At 66.9% G+C, this 16,936-nt stretch carries 20 protein-coding genes; 9 read left to right on the forward strand and 11 right to left on the reverse strand.

What is annotated here, in order from left to right; all coding sequences use genetic code 11:
* Positions 1 to 20 precede the first annotated feature (20 nt).
* The 4 genes from efp to NU1_RS41405 all read left to right on the forward strand — a co-directional run bounded on the left by efp (position 21) and on the right by NU1_RS41405 (position 1,731).
* On the forward strand, positions 21 to 584 hold the full coding sequence (gene efp, locus NU1_RS14560) for an elongation factor P (protein WP_067521618.1): 564 nt from the start codon (positions 21 to 23) through the stop codon (positions 582 to 584).
* A gap of 19 nt (positions 585 to 603) precedes the next feature.
* Positions 604 to 1,122, forward strand: coding sequence for a transcription antitermination factor NusB (nusB, locus tag NU1_RS14565; RefSeq protein ID WP_084521389.1), 519 nt, complete (start codon positions 604 to 606; stop codon positions 1,120 to 1,122).
* A gap of 24 nt (positions 1,123 to 1,146) precedes the next feature.
* Complete coding sequence (locus NU1_RS14570) at positions 1,147 to 1,380, forward strand: YciI family protein (RefSeq protein WP_245720125.1); 234 nt, start codon at positions 1,147 to 1,149, stop codon at positions 1,378 to 1,380.
* Between the two features lie 189 nt (positions 1,381 to 1,569).
* On the forward strand, positions 1,570 to 1,731 hold the full coding sequence (locus NU1_RS41405; RefSeq protein ID WP_157552248.1) for a hypothetical protein: 162 nt from the start codon (positions 1,570 to 1,572) through the stop codon (positions 1,729 to 1,731).
* Positions 1,732 to 1,750: 19 nt separating this feature from the next.
* Here NU1_RS41405 and NU1_RS14575 read toward each other — a convergent pair whose 3' ends face one another.
* From NU1_RS14575 to NU1_RS14600, 6 genes are all read right to left on the reverse strand, one after another.
* The gene (locus NU1_RS14575; protein ID WP_067521621.1) at positions 1,751 to 2,872 is read right to left on the reverse strand and encodes a hypothetical protein; all 1,122 of its coding nucleotides are present in this window, start codon (positions 2,870 to 2,872) and stop codon (positions 1,751 to 1,753) included.
* Positions 2,873 to 2,937: 65 nt separating this feature from the next.
* Positions 2,938 to 3,570 (reverse strand): NUDIX hydrolase, encoded by a 633-nt coding sequence (locus NU1_RS14580; protein ID WP_067521623.1) that lies wholly within the window; start codon positions 3,568 to 3,570, stop codon positions 2,938 to 2,940.
* A 9-nt stretch (positions 3,571 to 3,579) separates the two neighbouring features.
* On the reverse strand, positions 3,580 to 4,833 hold the full coding sequence (locus NU1_RS14585; RefSeq protein WP_067521625.1) for an adenylosuccinate synthetase: 1,254 nt from the start codon (positions 4,831 to 4,833) through the stop codon (positions 3,580 to 3,582).
* 11 nt (positions 4,834 to 4,844) lie between these two features.
* Positions 4,845 to 5,834 carry a hypothetical protein gene (locus NU1_RS14590; RefSeq protein WP_067521741.1) on the reverse strand — a complete coding sequence of 330 codons (990 nt, stop codon included), beginning with the start codon at positions 5,832 to 5,834 and terminating at the stop codon, positions 4,845 to 4,847.
* 5 nt (positions 5,835 to 5,839) lie between these two features.
* Positions 5,840 to 6,844, reverse strand: a complete 1,005-nt coding sequence (locus NU1_RS14595) for a protein kinase family protein (RefSeq protein WP_067521626.1) — start codon at positions 6,842 to 6,844, stop codon at positions 5,840 to 5,842.
* 128 nt (positions 6,845 to 6,972) lie between these two features.
* Positions 6,973 to 7,425, reverse strand: coding sequence for an SgcJ/EcaC family oxidoreductase (locus NU1_RS14600; protein WP_067521628.1), 453 nt, complete (start codon positions 7,423 to 7,425; stop codon positions 6,973 to 6,975).
* A 173-nt stretch (positions 7,426 to 7,598) separates the two neighbouring features.
* Between NU1_RS14600 and NU1_RS14605 the strand changes: the two genes are divergently transcribed.
* Both NU1_RS14605 and NU1_RS14610 read left to right on the forward strand, forming a co-directional pair.
* A complete protein-coding gene (locus NU1_RS14605; RefSeq protein ID WP_067521743.1) occupies positions 7,599 to 8,129 on the forward strand; it encodes a DUF4334 domain-containing protein in 531 nt (176 codons plus the stop codon).
* A gap of 53 nt (positions 8,130 to 8,182) precedes the next feature.
* Positions 8,183 to 9,412, forward strand: coding sequence for an FAD-dependent oxidoreductase (locus NU1_RS14610; RefSeq protein WP_067521630.1), 1,230 nt, complete (start codon positions 8,183 to 8,185; stop codon positions 9,410 to 9,412).
* Between the two features lie 20 nt (positions 9,413 to 9,432).
* Here NU1_RS14610 and NU1_RS14615 read toward each other — a convergent pair whose 3' ends face one another.
* On the reverse strand, positions 9,433 to 10,062 hold the full coding sequence (locus NU1_RS14615) for an alpha-ketoglutarate-dependent dioxygenase AlkB (protein WP_067521631.1): 630 nt from the start codon (positions 10,060 to 10,062) through the stop codon (positions 9,433 to 9,435).
* A gap of 43 nt (positions 10,063 to 10,105) precedes the next feature.
* Positions 10,106 to 11,323, reverse strand: a complete 1,218-nt coding sequence (locus NU1_RS14620) for an erythromycin esterase family protein (protein WP_067521633.1) — start codon at positions 11,321 to 11,323, stop codon at positions 10,106 to 10,108.
* Between the two features lie 113 nt (positions 11,324 to 11,436).
* On the opposite strand from NU1_RS14620, the gene NU1_RS14625 reads away from it, so the two are divergent.
* Positions 11,437 to 12,132: a MerR family transcriptional regulator gene (locus NU1_RS14625; protein ID WP_067521745.1), complete on the forward strand. Its 696-nt coding sequence runs from the start codon at positions 11,437 to 11,439 to the stop codon at positions 12,130 to 12,132.
* A 53-nt stretch (positions 12,133 to 12,185) separates the two neighbouring features.
* Here the strand turns inward: NU1_RS14625 and NU1_RS14630 are convergent, their stop codons facing one another.
* The 3 genes from NU1_RS14630 to NU1_RS14640 all read right to left on the reverse strand — a co-directional run bounded on the left by NU1_RS14630 (position 12,186) and on the right by NU1_RS14640 (position 15,054).
* Positions 12,186 to 13,010 carry a MerR family transcriptional regulator gene (locus tag NU1_RS14630; RefSeq protein WP_067521635.1) on the reverse strand — a complete coding sequence of 275 codons (825 nt, stop codon included), beginning with the start codon at positions 13,008 to 13,010 and terminating at the stop codon, positions 12,186 to 12,188.
* 74 nt (positions 13,011 to 13,084) lie between these two features.
* Positions 13,085 to 13,969, reverse strand: coding sequence for an alpha/beta fold hydrolase (locus tag NU1_RS14635; protein ID WP_245720126.1), 885 nt, complete (start codon positions 13,967 to 13,969; stop codon positions 13,085 to 13,087).
* Between the two features lie 47 nt (positions 13,970 to 14,016).
* Positions 14,017 to 15,054, reverse strand: coding sequence for a mechanosensitive ion channel family protein (locus NU1_RS14640; RefSeq protein ID WP_067521638.1), 1,038 nt, complete (start codon positions 15,052 to 15,054; stop codon positions 14,017 to 14,019).
* A 254-nt stretch (positions 15,055 to 15,308) separates the two neighbouring features.
* Here NU1_RS14640 and pyrR point away from each other — a divergent pair, with 254 nt between their 5' ends.
* Together pyrR and NU1_RS14650 are read left to right on the forward strand one after the other, a co-directional pair.
* Positions 15,309 to 15,944: a bifunctional pyr operon transcriptional regulator/uracil phosphoribosyltransferase PyrR gene (gene pyrR, locus NU1_RS14645; protein ID WP_084521395.1), complete on the forward strand. Its 636-nt coding sequence runs from the start codon at positions 15,309 to 15,311 to the stop codon at positions 15,942 to 15,944.
* Positions 15,941 to 16,906 (forward strand): aspartate carbamoyltransferase catalytic subunit, encoded by a 966-nt coding sequence (locus tag NU1_RS14650; protein WP_067521640.1) that lies wholly within the window; start codon positions 15,941 to 15,943, stop codon positions 16,904 to 16,906. The genes pyrR and NU1_RS14650 overlap by 4 nt, the downstream gene beginning before the upstream one ends.
* The last annotated feature ends 30 nt before the right edge of the window (positions 16,907 to 16,936 follow it).

Consider the following 16,936-nt stretch of genomic DNA (forward strand, 5'->3'; position numbering starts at 1 on the left):
AACAAGGAGATCCGAGGACAGTGGCGGATACCAGCGACTTCAAGAACGGCCTCGTGCTGAAGATCGATAATCAGCTGCAGCAGATTATCGAGTTCCAGCACGTCAAGCCCGGTAAGGGTCCTGCCTTCGTGCGCACCAAGCTGAAGAACGTGCTGTCGGGCAAGGTCGTCGACAAGACCTTCAATGCCGGTGTGAAGGTGGAGACCGCGACGGTCGACCGTCGCGATATGACCTACCTGTACAACGACGGCTCCGACTACATCTTCATGGATGGCGAGACCTTCGACCAGATCCACCTGAGCGACCAGCTGCTCGGCAAGGGCGCGGGCTTCCTGCTGGAGAACATGCAGGTCCAGGTCGCCACCCATGAGGGTGAGGCGCTGTTCGTGGAGCTCCCGACCACGGTCGAGCTCATTGTCGCGCACACCGAGCCGGGTCTGCAGGGCGACCGCTCCAGCGCGGGCACCAAGCCCGCCACCCTGGAGACCGGTGCCGAGGTGCAGGTCCCGCTGTTCATCAATGTGGGCGACAAGCTGAAGATCGATACCCGCGACAGCGGGTACCTCGGCCGCGTGAATTCCTGACGCGCGGATAATGGTGACCGTGGCCGACCAGCCGTTGGATAAGAAGTCGTACAAGAAGCTCGGCGCGCGACACAAGGCGCGTCGCCGCGCGGTGGATCTGCTGTTCGAAGCCGAGGCGCGCGATATCGACCCGGCGGAACTGATCGCCGAGCGTGTCACGCTGGCACTGCGCGATGATGCGGTCGCACCCGTGAACCCGTACACCCGGGTGCTGGTCGAAGGCGTCGCCGACGATCTGGATCGAGTCGACGGCACCATCGAGTCGTACCTGCAGGACTGGGCGTTGTCGCGACTGCCCGCCGTGGACCGCGCCATTCTCCGGGTGGCGGTGTGGGAGTTGTTCCACGCCAACGACGTTCCGCCGGTGGTGGCCGTGGACGAGGCGGTGGAGCTGGCCAAGGAGCTGTCCACCGACGATTCCCCGTCCTTCATCAACGGTGTACTCGGCCGGGTGGTGGAGGTGGCCCCGCAGGTCCGCGCCGCCGCCGCGGCCACCCGCTCGACCGCCGCACCGACCGTCTCGGACGACGAGGCGTAATTGCGCAAGTATCTCGTGATGGCGATGCGCACTTCGCGTTTCGACCAGACCGTCGTCGAACCGCATCGAGCCTGGCTCGATGCGGTTCGTGCACGTGGGCAACTGGTCGAAACCGGCAAATTCACCGACGGTAGCGGCGGTGCGTACGTAATCCTCGCCGAAAACCTCGACGCCGCCCGCGAACTCGTCGTCACCGACCCCATTCACACCACCGGTGCCTCGGAGCTGACCGTGTACGAGTGGGAGATCACCGGCTGATTCGCGCCGGTCCGGCGCCTACCCGGATGTTTCGCGCAGTTCGCTGAGACGGCGGGTAACCCGCGCTCGGCTGATGGATCGAACGGCGGAGCGAGCTACCGCGAATCGGGTCGCCGCCTATCGTGAGGTGTCGCCATCCGCGCACCGCGGGGTTTTCACGAGACGTGGTAGCGCCACATCACCACGCAATTGCACGCGGCTCGCCCAGATATCGACGCCGAGGCGGTCGGCAAACTTCTACTGGGCGCCTTGGGTGCGGAGTACGCACACGCACTGGTCCGTGCGGGCGAGGCCGAGCGGCTACGGAGTGCGATCCGCGAATTGGTGGCGTCGGTACTACGGCAGCCGTAGCGCATGGCGCTCGCACGACTCACCGGAGGAACCACGGGGTATCGCTGCCCGCACGCGGGTACCAACCCAGCCACAGCCGCGGTCGCCGACTTGTCACCGCGGCCTCGAGGTCGGCGTGGATGGTGGCGTCCGGTGGCAGCATGAGGCGGAAACGGGTTCGGGGCAGGTGTGGTTGTGGCGGCTCTTCGGTGCGGGAGCGGTCGGTCAGGGCGGGGCGGTACGCATCGGGGTAGCGGTCGAAGAGTTCCAGCTGCGGCATATGCATCACGGTGCGGCCCTTGGCTTTCGCCAGATGGTAGGAAATGCCGACGGCGCTGAGTTGATCCCAGCCGAACCAAGTGTTCTCACCCATGCTGTTGTCCCAGGTGATACCGGGGTCATCGATGCTGATCCGGGAGCCCGGACCCAGGCGTCGACGGAATCGGGCGGTGCTCACCGCCAGGCAGAGCGCGAGGACGAGTAGGAGTCCGCCGCAGACGAGCGCCATCTGGGGGTCGCCGTCACGGATCAGCGTGACAATGCCGACAATGAGCGGGAGGCCGGGGAAGAAGCAGATCAGTAGTAGCCCGAAGCAGCCCAGGCGCATACGCGCGTGAGATCGCAACCGCTCACCGAGATCGACTGCCAGCGGACCGGCGGGAGCGACCTCGTCGCTGCCGCCGGAGGCCGGGGCGGCGGGTACGGGGACGTTGCGCAGCGCCGCCTCGGCGCGGCTCTCAGGTGGGTGCAGTGCAGTGCTCCAGGCGCGGACATCGCTGCGGCGCAGTAAGATTCCCACGGCGAACGCGCCCGCGTAGCCGAACAGCACTGTCCACCACCACCAGGGCAGCGCGCCGAGGATATCGAACCGTGAGCCGAGGGTGATCGCCATCGCGGCCAATCCGATGAGGCAGATGCCGGGTATCCAGACGGCCAACTGCGACACCACCTGAAGCGCCGCGGGGCCGCCACGCCAGACCCGATACAGCATGGCGTACCAGACCGCCGTCCACAGCAGCGCCGAGAAGACGGCCGTCGAGTCCCAGGTGGAGCCGATCGCGCCGGAGATGGGGAGGGCGATGAGGCCCGCCCAGAGGGCGGCGAGGAACGGAACCCCGAGGGCGACAGCGGCCGGTCGGGTCGGGGGAGCGGAGTCGTACACGACGGCCGATTATCGTGCAGTTCGGTCGGTTCCGCGACTTGCCCGCGGCGGTCCGCGGACCGCTGCTACACGTTCGGGTCGAATGCCCAGACAGCGGCCGGACGGCCCGTGGTCTTCACCCGTACGCGTTCGCCGGTGCGGCTCAGACCGGGCAATGCGGCCAGGGTGCGGTTCAGGTTGCCGGGGTCGGGTCGCGCGCCGTCGAGGGCGGTGCTGAGTTCGACCGCTCGGGTGGCCGGGAACTGCTCGCCGATGAGCGCTTTGGTGAAAGTCAGGTCTTTCCACAGCATTCCGGACAGCAGCCGGCGCGCGGTATCGGCGATCCGATTGTGGTCGAAGGCCAGTGTCGGGATCTTGTCGAACGGCACCCACATCGTGTTGTCGGCGTCGTGATCGGCGACGACCGCCCACATGGCGATGGACAGGGTCGGTCCGCGGGGGTCGCGGTTGGGTTCGTCGAAGGTGGCGAGTTGGCCGACGGCCGTGATGGATTGTTCCGGCACACCGAGTTTGGTGTGCACCGCGCGTCGGGCGGCCGCGGCGAGGCGTTCCCCGCGATGCAGCAGAACACCGGGGAGCGCGAGCTCACCGGCGAACGGCTCCCACTGCCGGGGTGCGATGCCCAGGGTGACGGTCGGGTCGTCGCGTCCATAGCGCAGCGTCACGACATCGAGTGATACGGCCGATTGCTGCTCCACGGCGATCTATCATGCCGCAGCGGTGACCCGGACGGTGCGAGCGGACCGGTCGGGCCCGTCGGCGGTGAGGACGACCGGCACGCCGAGTTCGCCTTCGAGATAGCCGGGGACATTGCCGGGAAGGTCCGCGAGTACGGGTACGGCCCCGGTCAGTAGGTCGGTGAGCTGCTGTTGGTGGTCGAGATCCTGCCACCGACCGCACTCGATGTGGTCGATATAGCCATCGGTGGTGAGATAGCCGGTGGTGGTGCGGATATCGCCGAGGGTGTCGAGATGGTTGACCGCGAGACCGTCGATCCCGTCGCAGGCTCGGATGGCATAGCGCAGCAGGATCGGATCGAGGTGGCCGCGGCGGAACGCGCCCTGGTAGCGGCCGGTCCCATTGTGCGGCTCGGGAATCCTCAGGGCCGTGTCCTCGCTGGGGAACGGTCCCGCCCCGTGCCGATTCTGGTAGGCGCGGGTCACGCCGAGCACATATCCGCGGGCACCGAGACCGGCGAGCATGGCGCGCGCATTGCGCGGCTCGACCGTCGACCAGGTGGTGTACGGGTGCAGCCCGCGCCATTCATCGAGGAGCACCCCCTGCGCGCCCTCGAAGACGAGGCGTCCGGCCGCGGCGAACGCGGCGAGCTGATCACCGGGCAGAATCGCCACTGCGCGGGCGAATTCGCGGTACACCTCGACCAGATCGTCGATCGAGTCGTACCGATGTGTCCCGGTGGCCAGCAGCGCCCCGTAGTGCTCCTGCAGTGCGATGAGTTTGCGCCGCAACACATCCGGCCGACGGCAGTCCGCCACTTTCGGCGCGTCGTGCGCGAGGGCGTAGGCCGCCGTCTCGCCGATTCCGATTCCGCACGAACCGTGCCGGGAGGCCCCGCGCATATCCTCTCGGCAACGGTTGGCGGCCCCGTGAATGGGGGTGGTCAGCAGTGCTCGTTCATCCACGTACAGCAGCGACAGCGGGTCGGGCACACCGAGTTTCGCGAGAGCGCGAGCCTCGGCGGCCAATGCCATGGGTTCGACCAGCAGGTGCCGTGACAGCAGGGTCGGGACGCCCGAGAACGTCCCTGACCCGAACTGGCGGAAGGTGTGATGGCGTCCGTTCGCGACCACATTGTGCGCGGCCTGCGCCCCGCCGTTGAACCGCACCACCGCGGCCACCTCCAGCGCCGCGTCGGCCGAACACAGCCAATCCACGGTCGCGCCCTTACCGGCGTCACCGAAGCCGAGGTCCACCACTATCAGGTGCTGGTCGCCGAACATGCTGTTTCCCTTCAGTTTCCGAAGTCGACGTCGTCGTCACCGGTGGTGGCGGCGGGTAACGCGCCGACGCTGCGGATGCGGCCGGTCGCGCTCATCGGGGCGAGTGCCTTGCCGACCGCGTCGGCCTCGGTGCCCGATCCGATCTCGCGCAGGTCGGTCAGCGCGACCCCGAGATCCACCCGGTCTTCATTGATTCCGATGGTGAGCGCGATGAGTTCGCACACCGCCGCCGGATCATCGAGCCGCAGGAACCGCTCACCGAGTAGACCGCTCCAGTGTTCGGCGATCTCGGGATCGTGGTAGTAGCTGGACTGATTGGGCAGGATGTAGTGCACGTGCCAGCGATCGGCCAGTTCCCGATAGATGGATTCGACCGAAATATCCTCGGTCACATCGTCACCGATGATGTTGCGCACGTGCCGAGCCGCCAATCGGGACTTGTTCAGCTCATCGCCGACAATGAACAGGTAGCCTTTGTGACCGCGCTTGTCCCAAGCGTCGGTCGCGGTGTGCCGGGCAATGAAATACGCGGCCAGTTCATAGCTTTCGGACTTCTGCCCGCCGCCTCCGCCCTCCAGGAAGACGAGTCGCAGCTGTTCGTCCATCCGGTTGTCGGACTCGAACTGCCCGATCTGCAGGGGAACTCGATCACAGTCGGCATCTCCGATACCGCCGAAGAGGATCTGCGGATCCTCGGCATAGCCCTTGCGCTGCAACAGCCCGTGCAGCTTGCCGAGCTTCTCCTGCATGATGCGGGGCACCGCACCCATCGATCCGGTGACATCGAACAGCACCGCGATGGGCAGCGACTGCCCGTGATCGTCGGAATCGCGCGATTCGCGAACCAGCACATCCTTCGGATCCATTGCCGGATGCGCGGCCCAGGTGTCCCAGGGCGCGGACCGCGTATCGGCGGTGTAGCCGAAGTCGTCGAGTCCACGCGCGGCGCGGAAGGTGCGGGCGGCGTCGTAGGCACTGTCGTCCCAATTGCCGTAACCCATGGTGATCACTGTCCTTTCGGGAGCGCGAACGGACGGAAGCGGCGCTTGCCGTAGAGCCGTTCGAGCAGGTCGTCGAATTCGGGGAGGAGGTCGGCGGCCTCGGGACGCCGTCGCGGATCGGCCTGTAGGCAGCCGGCGGCGAAGGCTCGCAGGGGAGCGGGGGCGTGCTCGCCGAGCATGGTGAGCATGAGCCGGTGCGCGAGGTGGATATCCGTTTGCGGGCGCACGGCATCGCGGATTTCCGGCGGGTAGTCGATTGCGCCGAGAGTGGCGGCGGCGGGTCTGCCCGGCCGGGTGGCGAACGACCAGCCGACCAGCACCACCCCGTGCTGCCGTGGATGGATGAGCACATTGGCGGGGGTGATGGCGGTATGGACCCAACCGGCCAGCGCCGCACCGGCCAGGCAGCGCAGCAGGCGGCGATGCATCCAGGCGTAGTCGCGAGGATCCAGACCCTGCGAGTAGGCGGTGCGAATCTCGTCGAGGGTGACGAATCCGTCGGTGAGGGCATCGAGCACATTCACGGTGCGGGGCTCGTCGGAGGCCGTATCGACGTGGTCGACGGTATCGACCAGATCCGGGAAGTACGGCCGCAGCCAGGGGTGGTCTCGGCCGACGGTCGCGATGTCCCGCAGGGCGTTTCGCTCGGCGGCCAGGAGTCGGTTGGCGGTCGCGCGGCGTGGAATCTTCACGATCCGCGCGGTTGCGCTGAGATGCAGGTCCGCCACCGAGCCGCGGGCGTGCGGTGCGCCCACACGATAGCGATCGACCGTTCCGGTTACCTCGAAAGCGTTGTCGCCCAGTTCTTGCCACTGCTGGTAGAGCTCTGCGAGTCGGCTGAATACCGCCCCCGCGGTCGCGTCACGATCGGGGTGTACCAGCGCGGCCAGCTGGCGGTAGCGACGCCGGGCTGCCTGCCGAGCCGTGAAATCGGTTGCGGCAGCGCCGAAAAGGTCTTCGGGGGACCGAGCATCCGCAATGGCCTCGGCGGCGGCGCGCACTGTCGTCATGAGTTTTAGGATAGATGACTAAAACTGGTGACGCCAGCGGTTTTGCGAAGTTTTTGTCTAGTTGACGAAAAAGTGACGACCCCGGCCGGGGTGGGTGTACGAGGTCCGGCCGGGGCCTACCGGGGCCGCTATGCGGCCCGCGGGATCAGGGTGTTCTGTCGTGCCACGACCCACCAGCGGCCGTTCTCCTTGACCAGCACATACAGCGCGATCATGGCGGGTTCGGTATCGACGAGCTCGCCGTCGGCCGTGGTCTCGTAGGCGACCTTGTGAGCCAAGGCGGTATTCGGCTGCGGGAACACGATGCTCTTGATGTCATAGCGCGCGTACTGGTCCTTCAGGAACCCGGCGAACCCGATCTCGCTTGCCGCGTGTACGGCATCGCGCCCCTGGGCGAGCATGCCAACGGCATTGCCCACCAGAGCATTCTGGGCGAGGTCTGACACCAGCAGTTCGGCATCGTTGGTATTGAAGGCGGTTTGGACGGTGCCGATGATCCGTTCGATGGCTGCTCGGTCCGCAGTGTGGTCGACGGTGTTGTCCTCGATGACCGGGGCGGTGACGTGCGCTGTGTCGCTCATGTGAATGATACTGCTACCTCAACCAATGTTCAGGTCAACAAATCCGGGTGTGAGGTGGCGGTCACATCGGCACAGTGAGTCGCTGAGATAGTGTGGGTCGAATTCTGTCATTTACTCGGGCAAGGAGGCTTGGGGTGGTCGTCGGTCGCTTGGAACTGGATGGTGCGGCGCGGCTGCGTGAACTGCGCGCCCTCGGCTGCACGCCCGAGCAGGCGTGGCAGCTGTTCGACAGTCTGCCGCCGGTTCGGGTCGAGGAGATCACCACCGGCCTGTGGCGCGGCGACGAACTCGACACCGGGCATCCGTGGAAGGGTGTCCTCGTCGAATCCGGCTGGTACGGGAAACAATTCGATAGCGCCGATGCCGTGCAGCCCCTGGTATTCGCCACCCCTGGTGGCGATATCTTCCCCGTGGACCCCCGCCGGGTGCCGCTGTTCCTCGCGGGCCGCGTCCCCAACGCCACCCTGCGCCCGGTTCGGCGTTCCCTCGGTGTTCTGCGGCCACTGCTGCGCACGACCACCGCGCGCGCTCGTCTGCGCGATCTGGGATTCCGTGGAATATCCAGTGCCGCAATGATCTACGATCATCTCCCGATCATCGACATCTTCCGCCGGGTGGACGAGGACACCCTGCTCGGTGTCATGGATATGCGCGGCCTGCCCGAGCCCTACTTCTTCGTACTGTTCCGCGATCCCACGGGGTGACCCGCCACTACCATCGAAGGCAGCGATGGTAGTCGAGTCGGGAGGTATGCCCGATGGAACGCGCGACCTGTGTGATCGCCGGTGGTGGTCCGGCGGGAATGATTCTGGGGCTCTTGCTCGCTCGCGGTGGGATCGAAGTCACGGTACTGGAGAAACACGGCGACTTCCTGCGGGACTTCCGTGGCGATACCGTGCATCCGACCACCCTCGACCTCCTCGATGAGCTCGGGCTGCGCGAAGAGTTCGCGAAACTGCCGCAGCGGCGGTTGAATACGGCGCAGCTGCCGATCGGCGGGCGTATGCAGACCCTCTTCACCTTCGAACACATCCCCGGTCGCCACAAGTACGTCGCCATGGTGCCGCAGTGGGATCTGCTCGATATGCTGGCTCGCGCCGCGGACGCCGAACCGACCTTCCGGCTGCGTATGAATACCGAGGCAACGGATGTGATCCGAGAGCACGGTCGCGTTGTCGGCGTCCGCTACCGCACGAAAGACGCTGCCGCAGGCGAGATTCGTGCCGACCTCACGGTGGCGTGCGACGGCCGGGGTTCGACTCTGCGTGCGGCAACCGGACTCGGGGCGCGGCGTTGGGCGACCCCATTCGACGTGTGGTGGTTCCGGGTGCCACGCAACGCCACCGATCCGGCGGGTGTGGTGCCGGTACTCACGGCCAACCGCGTCGCCATCATGCTCGATCGGGGTGACTACTGGCAGGTGGCCACCCTCATCGCCAAAGGCAGCGATCCGGCGTTGCGAGCGGGGCCGATCGGGGAGATCATGCGTGGTATGGCCGACACCGTGCCATGGCTGGCCGATCGCGCCGACGCCGTCGCCGACTGGGACCAGGTGCGGCTCCTCGAGGTCGAACTCGACCGCGTGGACCGCTGGTACACCGACGGCCTGCTCTGTATCGGCGATGCCGCGCACGCCATGTCGCCGGTCGGTGCTGTCGGCCTCAATCTGGCTGTCCAGGATGCGGTGGCGGCGGCGAGAATCCTTGCTCCGAAACTGATTACGCGTACGGTGAGCACGCGCGACCTGGCGCGGGTACAGCGCCGCCGCACGCTACCCACCGTGATTACCCAGCGGATGCAGCGACTGCTGCACGTCATTGCCGTCGAGCCCGCGATATCGGGCAAGGTGAACGTATCGAACGCGACGCAAACCCCCGTGGCGCTGAGAGTGTTCCGCCGCATACCGATCGTGCGCAGTGTGCCCCCGTTCTTGGTGGCCCGGGGCGTGCTACCCGAACACGCCCCGGACTTCGCCAGACGTCCCTGAGGGCGGACAGCCGCCGCGGCTCAACGCACCCCGCGTGGTCGGAACTGAATGCTGATTCGTGGCCCGACCGCGCGGCGCGTCTTCGGTACCGCGTGCTCCCAGGTGCGCTGACACGACCCACCCATGACGATCAGATCCCCGTGCCCGAGCGGATATCGAATACTCGCCACACCGCCGCGCGGTCGCAACAGCAGGGGTCGTGCCGCACCCACCGACACAATGGCAACCATGGTGTCGTGGGTGGCGCCGCGGCCCGAGGTATCCCCGTGCCAGGCCACGCTGTCGTCCCCGTGCCGGTAGTAGCACAGCCCGGCCGTCCGAAACGGCTCCCCGAGTTCGTCGCCATAGTGTGCGGTCAACGCGTCCCGAGCCTGGTCCAGGACCGGATCCGGCAGTCCCTGTTCTTCGTCGTAAAAGCATTGCAGCCGTGGCACATCCACGACGCGGTCGTACATGGCCCGGCGATCCGCCCGCCACGGAACATCGGTGGCCAACCGTTCGAACAGTTCATTCGCGCCGCGCAACCAGCCGGGCAGCACATCGACCCACGCCCCATCGCTGAGTTCGGTGCGCCGCAGCCCGGCCAATGACCCCAGCTCGACGTCATCCCCGAATCCGTCGAGCAATGAACCCTGTAGCGGTGTGGACATGTCCCGAATCTAGCAGAAATCGAACATATGTTCGCAGTGGGCGCTACCAGTATTGATGCCGGGTGCCATCGGAATCGGCGATGAAGATGATCGCGTCCGAGTCGTCCACGGCTGCCGGGTCGAGCGGAATGTGGCCGGGCACGATCGGTGTGCCCGTGCCGATCGAGGGGGCGAGTGCGGCCCGCAGGGCTGGGGTCGGGAAGAGTGCGCGGCGGGTGGTCGCCGCAGCCAGAACGCCTTGCAGGGTGCTCGGATCGCTCTGGGGGTTGGCGTCGGTTGCCAGGAATACGTAGCGCTCACCGAGGGTGGTTGCGACGATCGCGCCAGCGCTTGCCCAGCTCGCCTCATCCGCGCCGACCTGTAGGCGGGACTGCGTACGCAGCAGGTGCACATTGTGCGCGAACACCAGACTCGGCCCGCGTGGTTGCTCCCGCGCGACGATGGCGAGGAGGTTGTCGGCCATCATTTCGGCGCGCACGCCGAGTAGGGTCGCGATGCGATCGGGCGCGGGGTCGGCCATGGCGGCGTGATAGCGCAGCAGGCCCTGGGCGGTGCGCGCGTGCGCGAGGGCACGGTCGTAGCCGGTCGGGTCGGTGGGACGCAGGCGCGGTGCCGCGAGGCGCAGCGCGCTGGCGAGATCGTCCGCGACAATGCGCAGGGCCCGAGCGCGGTCGGAGTCACCGATGGACGCCGCCGGGTCGAACATGGCCGCCGGGTTCATCCAGTCGGCGTCATCGCCGAGCAGGGCGTCGAGGTCGCGGATCGACTCCGGCCGCAGCGCGGCGGGCAGACAGTCGCCGACCCGGGACAGTGCGTGCCGCGGGCTCGGCGCGGCCGCGGTCTCCACCGGCGCGTCGAAGCCGTAGAAGCGAACCCGGTCATGGGGCGCGCGGTCGGCATTGTGCGCGCGGAGCCATTCGACGAGTTCGCGGTTGCCCGGGACAGCGCCGAACCCATGGCTGAATCCGGTCGCGAGCACCGTATCGAGCTCCGTCGCCGCGCCGCTGATGTAGTCATCGACCAGGGCGGCGGCGAAGAAGTCGGTCTCCAGCACGATCGACCGGTAGCCGCGGTCGACGAGCTGAGCGAGCATCTCGTTGCGCAGCAACGGAAACGCCTCGATTCCGTGCGTCGGCTCGCCGAGTGCGAGCAGCGTCGGTGGCTCGCTCCGCGCGGCGAGCAGTTCGTCGACGGCGAGACCCACACCGGTCGGGTCGTCGAGTTGGCGGCCGATTCCCCGCAATGACATGGCAATGGACATGAAGACCCCTTTCGGAAGGAACTGCCTTCGACGGTATCGTTGAAGATTCGGGTGAGTCTTCTGCGATCTCGACCTCGAATAATGAGGGGAAAAGCCTCAATCGGAGGTGTGTGCTGCGACCCATCGACCTAGCCCGCGAACACGGACTGTCCGCCCAGGCGATCCGCAATTACGACGACGCGGGCATCCTCCCGCCGACCGAGCGCAGCGAGACCGGTTACCGGCGCTACACGCCCGTACACGCGCAGGCTCTGCGCGCCTTCCTCGCCTTGCGCGGTGGTCACGGGCATCAGCGGGCCATGGAGATCATGCGCGCGATCAATCGCCGCGATATCGAGGCCGCCTACCGACTCATCGACGCCGCGCACGTGGCCGTGCTCGCCGAACGCGATACGCGCTCCGAGGTCGCGGCGGCCCTGAGTGAGCTGTCCACCACGCCCCCGACGCCGATCCGCGGTGGACCGCTGACCGTGGGTGAACTCGCGCGCCGACTCGGCGTGCACCCGGCCACGCTGCGCACCTGGGAGACCCAGGGCATCGTGCACCCCGAACGGGACTGGGCAACGGGCTACCGCGCATACGGACCGGACTGTGTGCGCGACGCCGAGATCGCCCGGCAATTGCGCCACGGCGGCTATCCGCTGGCACAGGTCGCGCGGTTCATCGAGTCGCTCCACGAGGCGGGCGGTGCGGATGCGTTGACCGACTTCCTCGACTCCTGGCAGCACCGGCTGAGTACGCGCAGCCGCAACCTGCTCGCCGGAGCGGCACAACTCGACGCCTACCTCGCCATGCTCGAGCAGGAGTAGGCAGATCCGATCGTCGATGAACGCCGCCGAACCGGCCTACCACCCCGGTCGGCTCACTCCCAGGTCGCCGATTCCGGGTCGATGCCGTGCGCCTGCGCATTGGCGAAGATCGCATCGCGAAACCAGACGGTGAGGCCCGGCTCGAACCCGTCGTAGTACTCCGCGTAACCGGATTCCTCGATGAACATCCGCCCGATGCACACCTGCATCGAGTGGGTGCAGTCGAAGTAGCGCGACATCAGGGTGCGATGTCGCTCGGCCAGGGTGTTCGCCGCATCGGAGCCGGGACTGACGCCGGTGCGCTTCGCGGTGGCGAGATCGGCATTCAAAGTCTCTGTCTCGGCGGCGATTTCGCTCCAGTCGTCCGCCGATCTGTCCACGGCTCGTTCGGCGTACTGCGACCACTGCGGGCTGTTGCCCCAGCGTTCCTCCGCCTCGTCGACCCAGGCGGGCTGCCAGTCGTCGCCGAAGATCGCGACCTGCTCCGCAGGGGTCAGCCGCATGCCCGTACCGGATTCCTTCAGCATGCGGTCGACCGCGCCGACCATGCCCTGGAGCCGGGAGATCCGTTCGACGAGCTCCGACCGTTGCCGACGCAGGTGGCTGCGCGCGTCACTGGTCGGATCGTCGAGCAGCTGTCCGATCCGGGCCAGCGGGAAGCCGAGTTCGCGGTAGACGAGCACCCGATGTATTCGTGCCACATCATCGCTGGAATACATCCGGTATCCGGACCAGGTGCGCTCGCTCGGGCGGACCAGGCCGATCACATCCCAGTGATGCAGGGTCCGCACGCTGATTCCGACGAGAGCGGAGGTGCGGCCGACGGTGAGGCCGTCGGTGGACGCTCCATCAGCCCCTGTGCTGGCCGATCTTGTCATCGGCCCAGTATGGCGCACTCCGCCGCGGGCACCGGGAATCCGGCGGCCCCCGCAGCGGTCCGGGCCGCCGGGCGTCAGTTCGCGGCTACGTGCGCCCGCACGAAATCGACCACCGCATCGGTGAATTCGTCATTGGCATCGCTGGCCGCGGTGTGCGCCGCCGCACCGATCTCGGCGTAGTCGGCGTGTGGGACCAGCGCGCGGAAGGATGCCACCCCCTCCTCGCTCACCACATCCGACAGCGCGCCGCGCACCAGCAGGACCGGGATGGTGAGGTTCCGGGCCGCCGACTCCAGTGCCTCACTGTGCAGTTCGATGTCCTCGCCCGCGTCGCGCGCGCCACGCCCGGACATCATGGCCGGATCCCAGTGCCAGTACCACCGGCCATCGGCACGCTGGCGCAGATTCCGCAGCAGCCCCTCGGGATTGCGCGGCCGACGGCGATGCGGCAGATATTCGGCCACCGCGTCGGCGGCCGCTTCGACAGTCGCGAAACCGTCCTGATGGCCGCCGAGGAAATTCAGTACCCGCTCCACGCCCGCCTTTTCCGGTCGCGGCACCACATCCACCAGCACCAGACCGGTAATGCGTTCGCGCTGCGGATGCGCGGTGGCCAGCAAGCCGGTGAGCCCACCCATACTCGCGCCCACCACGAACGCGGGCTTGCCCAGCTGCTCGAGAACGCCGATCAGGTCCTCGACCATGGTGTCGCGCCGGTAGTCCGCGTCGGTCGCCCACTCGCTGTCCCCGTGCCCGCGCGCGTCCAGCAGCACGGCGTGCAAGCCGGCCTTGGCCAGCGCGAGCCCGGAATCCTTCCAGGAGTGGCGGGTCTGTCCACCGCCGTGCAGGAACACCACCAGTGGTCCATCCCGAGGTCCCCAACTGTCACCGGCGAGTTCGATACCGCCGGATCCACGGAAGGTCACGCGCGCCGGTTCGGCGAAGGCTTCGTTGCTCACCCCACGAGCATCGCACATTCCGATATACGGCGTACGAATCCTGTTCGCTAGACGAGATTCGCGATGGGTGCGCCCTCGGCCCGCAGGACGCGCATCGGATACGGGATGGCAATGCCCTCGGTCCGATACCGGCGATGCAGGGCCTTGATGAATTCGCTGACCAGCAGGTACTGATCGGCGTACTCACGGGTGCGCAGGACTACCCGGAACTGGATACCGGAGTCGCCGAAGGTGTGGAACCGGACCTTGGGCTCGACCTCGGTGAAGCCGACATCGAGCGAGGCCATCACCTGCTGGGCGACATCGAGGGTCACCTTCTCCACAAAGTCGAGATCGCTGTCGTATCCGGTGCTGACCTCGACCGTTACCGCCATGTCCTGGGCCGGGTAATGGAAGTTGGTCAGGATGGCATCGGCGAATTTGCTGTTCGGCACGATGACGTAGTTGCCGGGAATATCGCGAATGGTGGTGGTTCGCCAGTTCACATCGCTCACCCACCCGTGCTCGCCGGTATCGAGCTGCACGTAGTCACCCGGCTGCACGGTGCGCGAGGCCAGAATGTGAATGCCCGAAATCAGATTGGCGAGGGTGCCCTCGAGAGCGAGCGCGATCGCCAGCGCGCCGATACCGAGCGCCCCGAGCAGCGGGCTGATACGCACGCCCGCACCATCGAGGGTGATGAGCAGGCCGAGGATGAAGACGGTGACACGGGTGATGGTCGCGAACAGGCTGACCGATCCCGAGACACCGGTAATCCGCTTCACCACCGAGGTGATCAGATCCGCCGCGAGCCGCGATACCGCGAAGGTAATGACGAGCATGAGCGCGGCGGTCAGAATCTTGCTGATGAGCTCGGGTGAGATCGGCAGGCCGGTGGGCAGTGCCAGGCCGAGGGCCAGGCCGGCCAGCGCGGCCACCGGGACCGCGAGGTCACGGGCCAACCCGAGCACCATGCGATTGGCCGACCGACTCCGCGCCCAGGGTTTGGCGGCGAGGCGATCGATAACGCGCCGAACCCCGATGCCGACGAGCGGGCCGATGACCACGAAGGCCGCGGCCATCGCCCATATCAGAGATTTGTCCATGTGAGCTTGCTCCCAGCATCCGGGTGATGGTGGTGGACCTCCACAAACCGATCGGTCTGGATCATAGCTGCGCGATTGCTGATCTCTTGGTGTTCATCGAGGTCAACCGCTATGACGGGCCGTGTCGTGGCCCGGATCGCCGGGTAGTTGCCGCCGGGGTGCCGTGGATTCGCGACCGCGCGCCGCTGCTAGGCTCTGTCCCCGACAAGACATCCTTTAACGGACCGTCCAGTGAGGCGGGGAAGGAGGTCGGCATGGCCGTGCCCGAAGACGGGGCTGCCAAGTCGAGCGCTGCCGAGCACTCGCAGCGGCATGATCCCGAATGGGTCCTGACCGGGCGCGAGCTGCTGTCGGATTCCGATGTCGGCCGCACCATCGCGCGCATGGCGCACCAGATTATCGAGAAGACCGCCCTGGACTCCGCCGATCCCGCCGCCCCGCGTGTTGTGCTGATCGGAATCCCTACGCGCGGAACCACTCTCGCCAATCGGCTGGCATTGAAGATCGAAGAGTTCGCCGGGCTGCGGCCCGCCGTCGGCTCCCTCGACATCACGCTCTACCGCGACGATCTGCGCAGCCGTCCGCACCGCCCGCTCGAACGCACCTCGGTACCCGAGGGCGGTATCGACGACTCACTGGTCGTACTGGTCGACGATGTGCTCTTCTCCGGTCGCACCGTGCGCTCCGCACTGGACGGCCTGCGGGATCTGGGCCGCCCGCGCGCCGTGCAGCTGGCGGTGCTGATCGATCGCGGCCATCGTGAACTCCCCATCCGCGCCGACTACGTCGGCAAGAACGTGCCCACGGCGCGCACCGAGGATATCGGTGTGCTGTTGCGCGAGCACGACGGTCGTGACGGTGTGTACCTGGGTCAGGAAGGCGATAAGTGAAGCATCTGCTGTCGGTTACCGACCTCGATCGCGCCGCCGCTACCGGTTTGCTGGATGAGGCCGAACGCTTCGAGCAGGCGCTACTGGGCCGCGAGATCAAGAAGCTGCCGACACTGCGCGGCCGCACCGTGATGACGGTGTTCTTCGAGAACTCGACCCGCACCCGCGTCTCCTTCGAGGTAGCGGGTAAATGGATGAGCGCCGACGTGATCAATGTCAGCGCGTCGAGTTCCTCTGTCTCCAAGGGGGAATCGCTGCGCGATACCGCCCTGACCCTGCACGCGGCGGGTGCGGACGCGCTCATCGTGCGCCATCCGGCCTCCGGCGCGGCACATCAGATCGCCCGCTGGTTCGCCGAAATGCAGGACAGCGCGGCCGGTTACAGCGGTCCGGGACCGGCCATCATCAATGCCGGTGACGGCACCCACGAGCACCCCACCCAGGCCCTGCTCGACGCGTTGACCCTGCGGCAGCGTCTCGGTGATCTCGAGGGTAAGCGGGTTGTACTCGTCGGCGATATCCTGCACAGCCGGGTGGCGCGCTCGAATGCCTTCCTGCTCAGCACCCTTGGCGCGGAAGTGGTTCTGGTAGCGCCGCGCACCCTGCTGCCGGTCGGGGTCCAGCAATGGCCGGTGCGGGTCTCGCACTCGCTCGATGCCGAACTGCCCGGCGCGGATGCGGTCATGATGCTGCGCGTGCAGGCCGAGCGGATGAACGGTGGGTTCTTCCCGTCGGCCCGGGAGTACTCGATCAACTACGGGCTCAACCAGCGTCGGATGAACATGCTCGAGGAGCACGCGACCGTGCTGCACCCCGGCCCGATGCTGCGCGGTATGGAAATCGCCGCGGCAGTCGCGGATTCCCCGAAAGCGGCTGTGCTGCAACAGGTCAACAACGGAGTGCATATGCGCATGGCGGTCTTGTTCCGCCTCTTGGTCGGAACGGATGAGGTGGTCGCATGACCGGGTCAGGCCCGGAAGCGGCAGCCGGGA

Origin of the sequence: Nocardia uniformis NBRC 13702, from assembly GCF_001613345.1 — a bacterium.
Lineage (GTDB): Bacteria > Actinomycetota > Actinomycetes > Mycobacteriales > Mycobacteriaceae > Nocardia > Nocardia uniformis.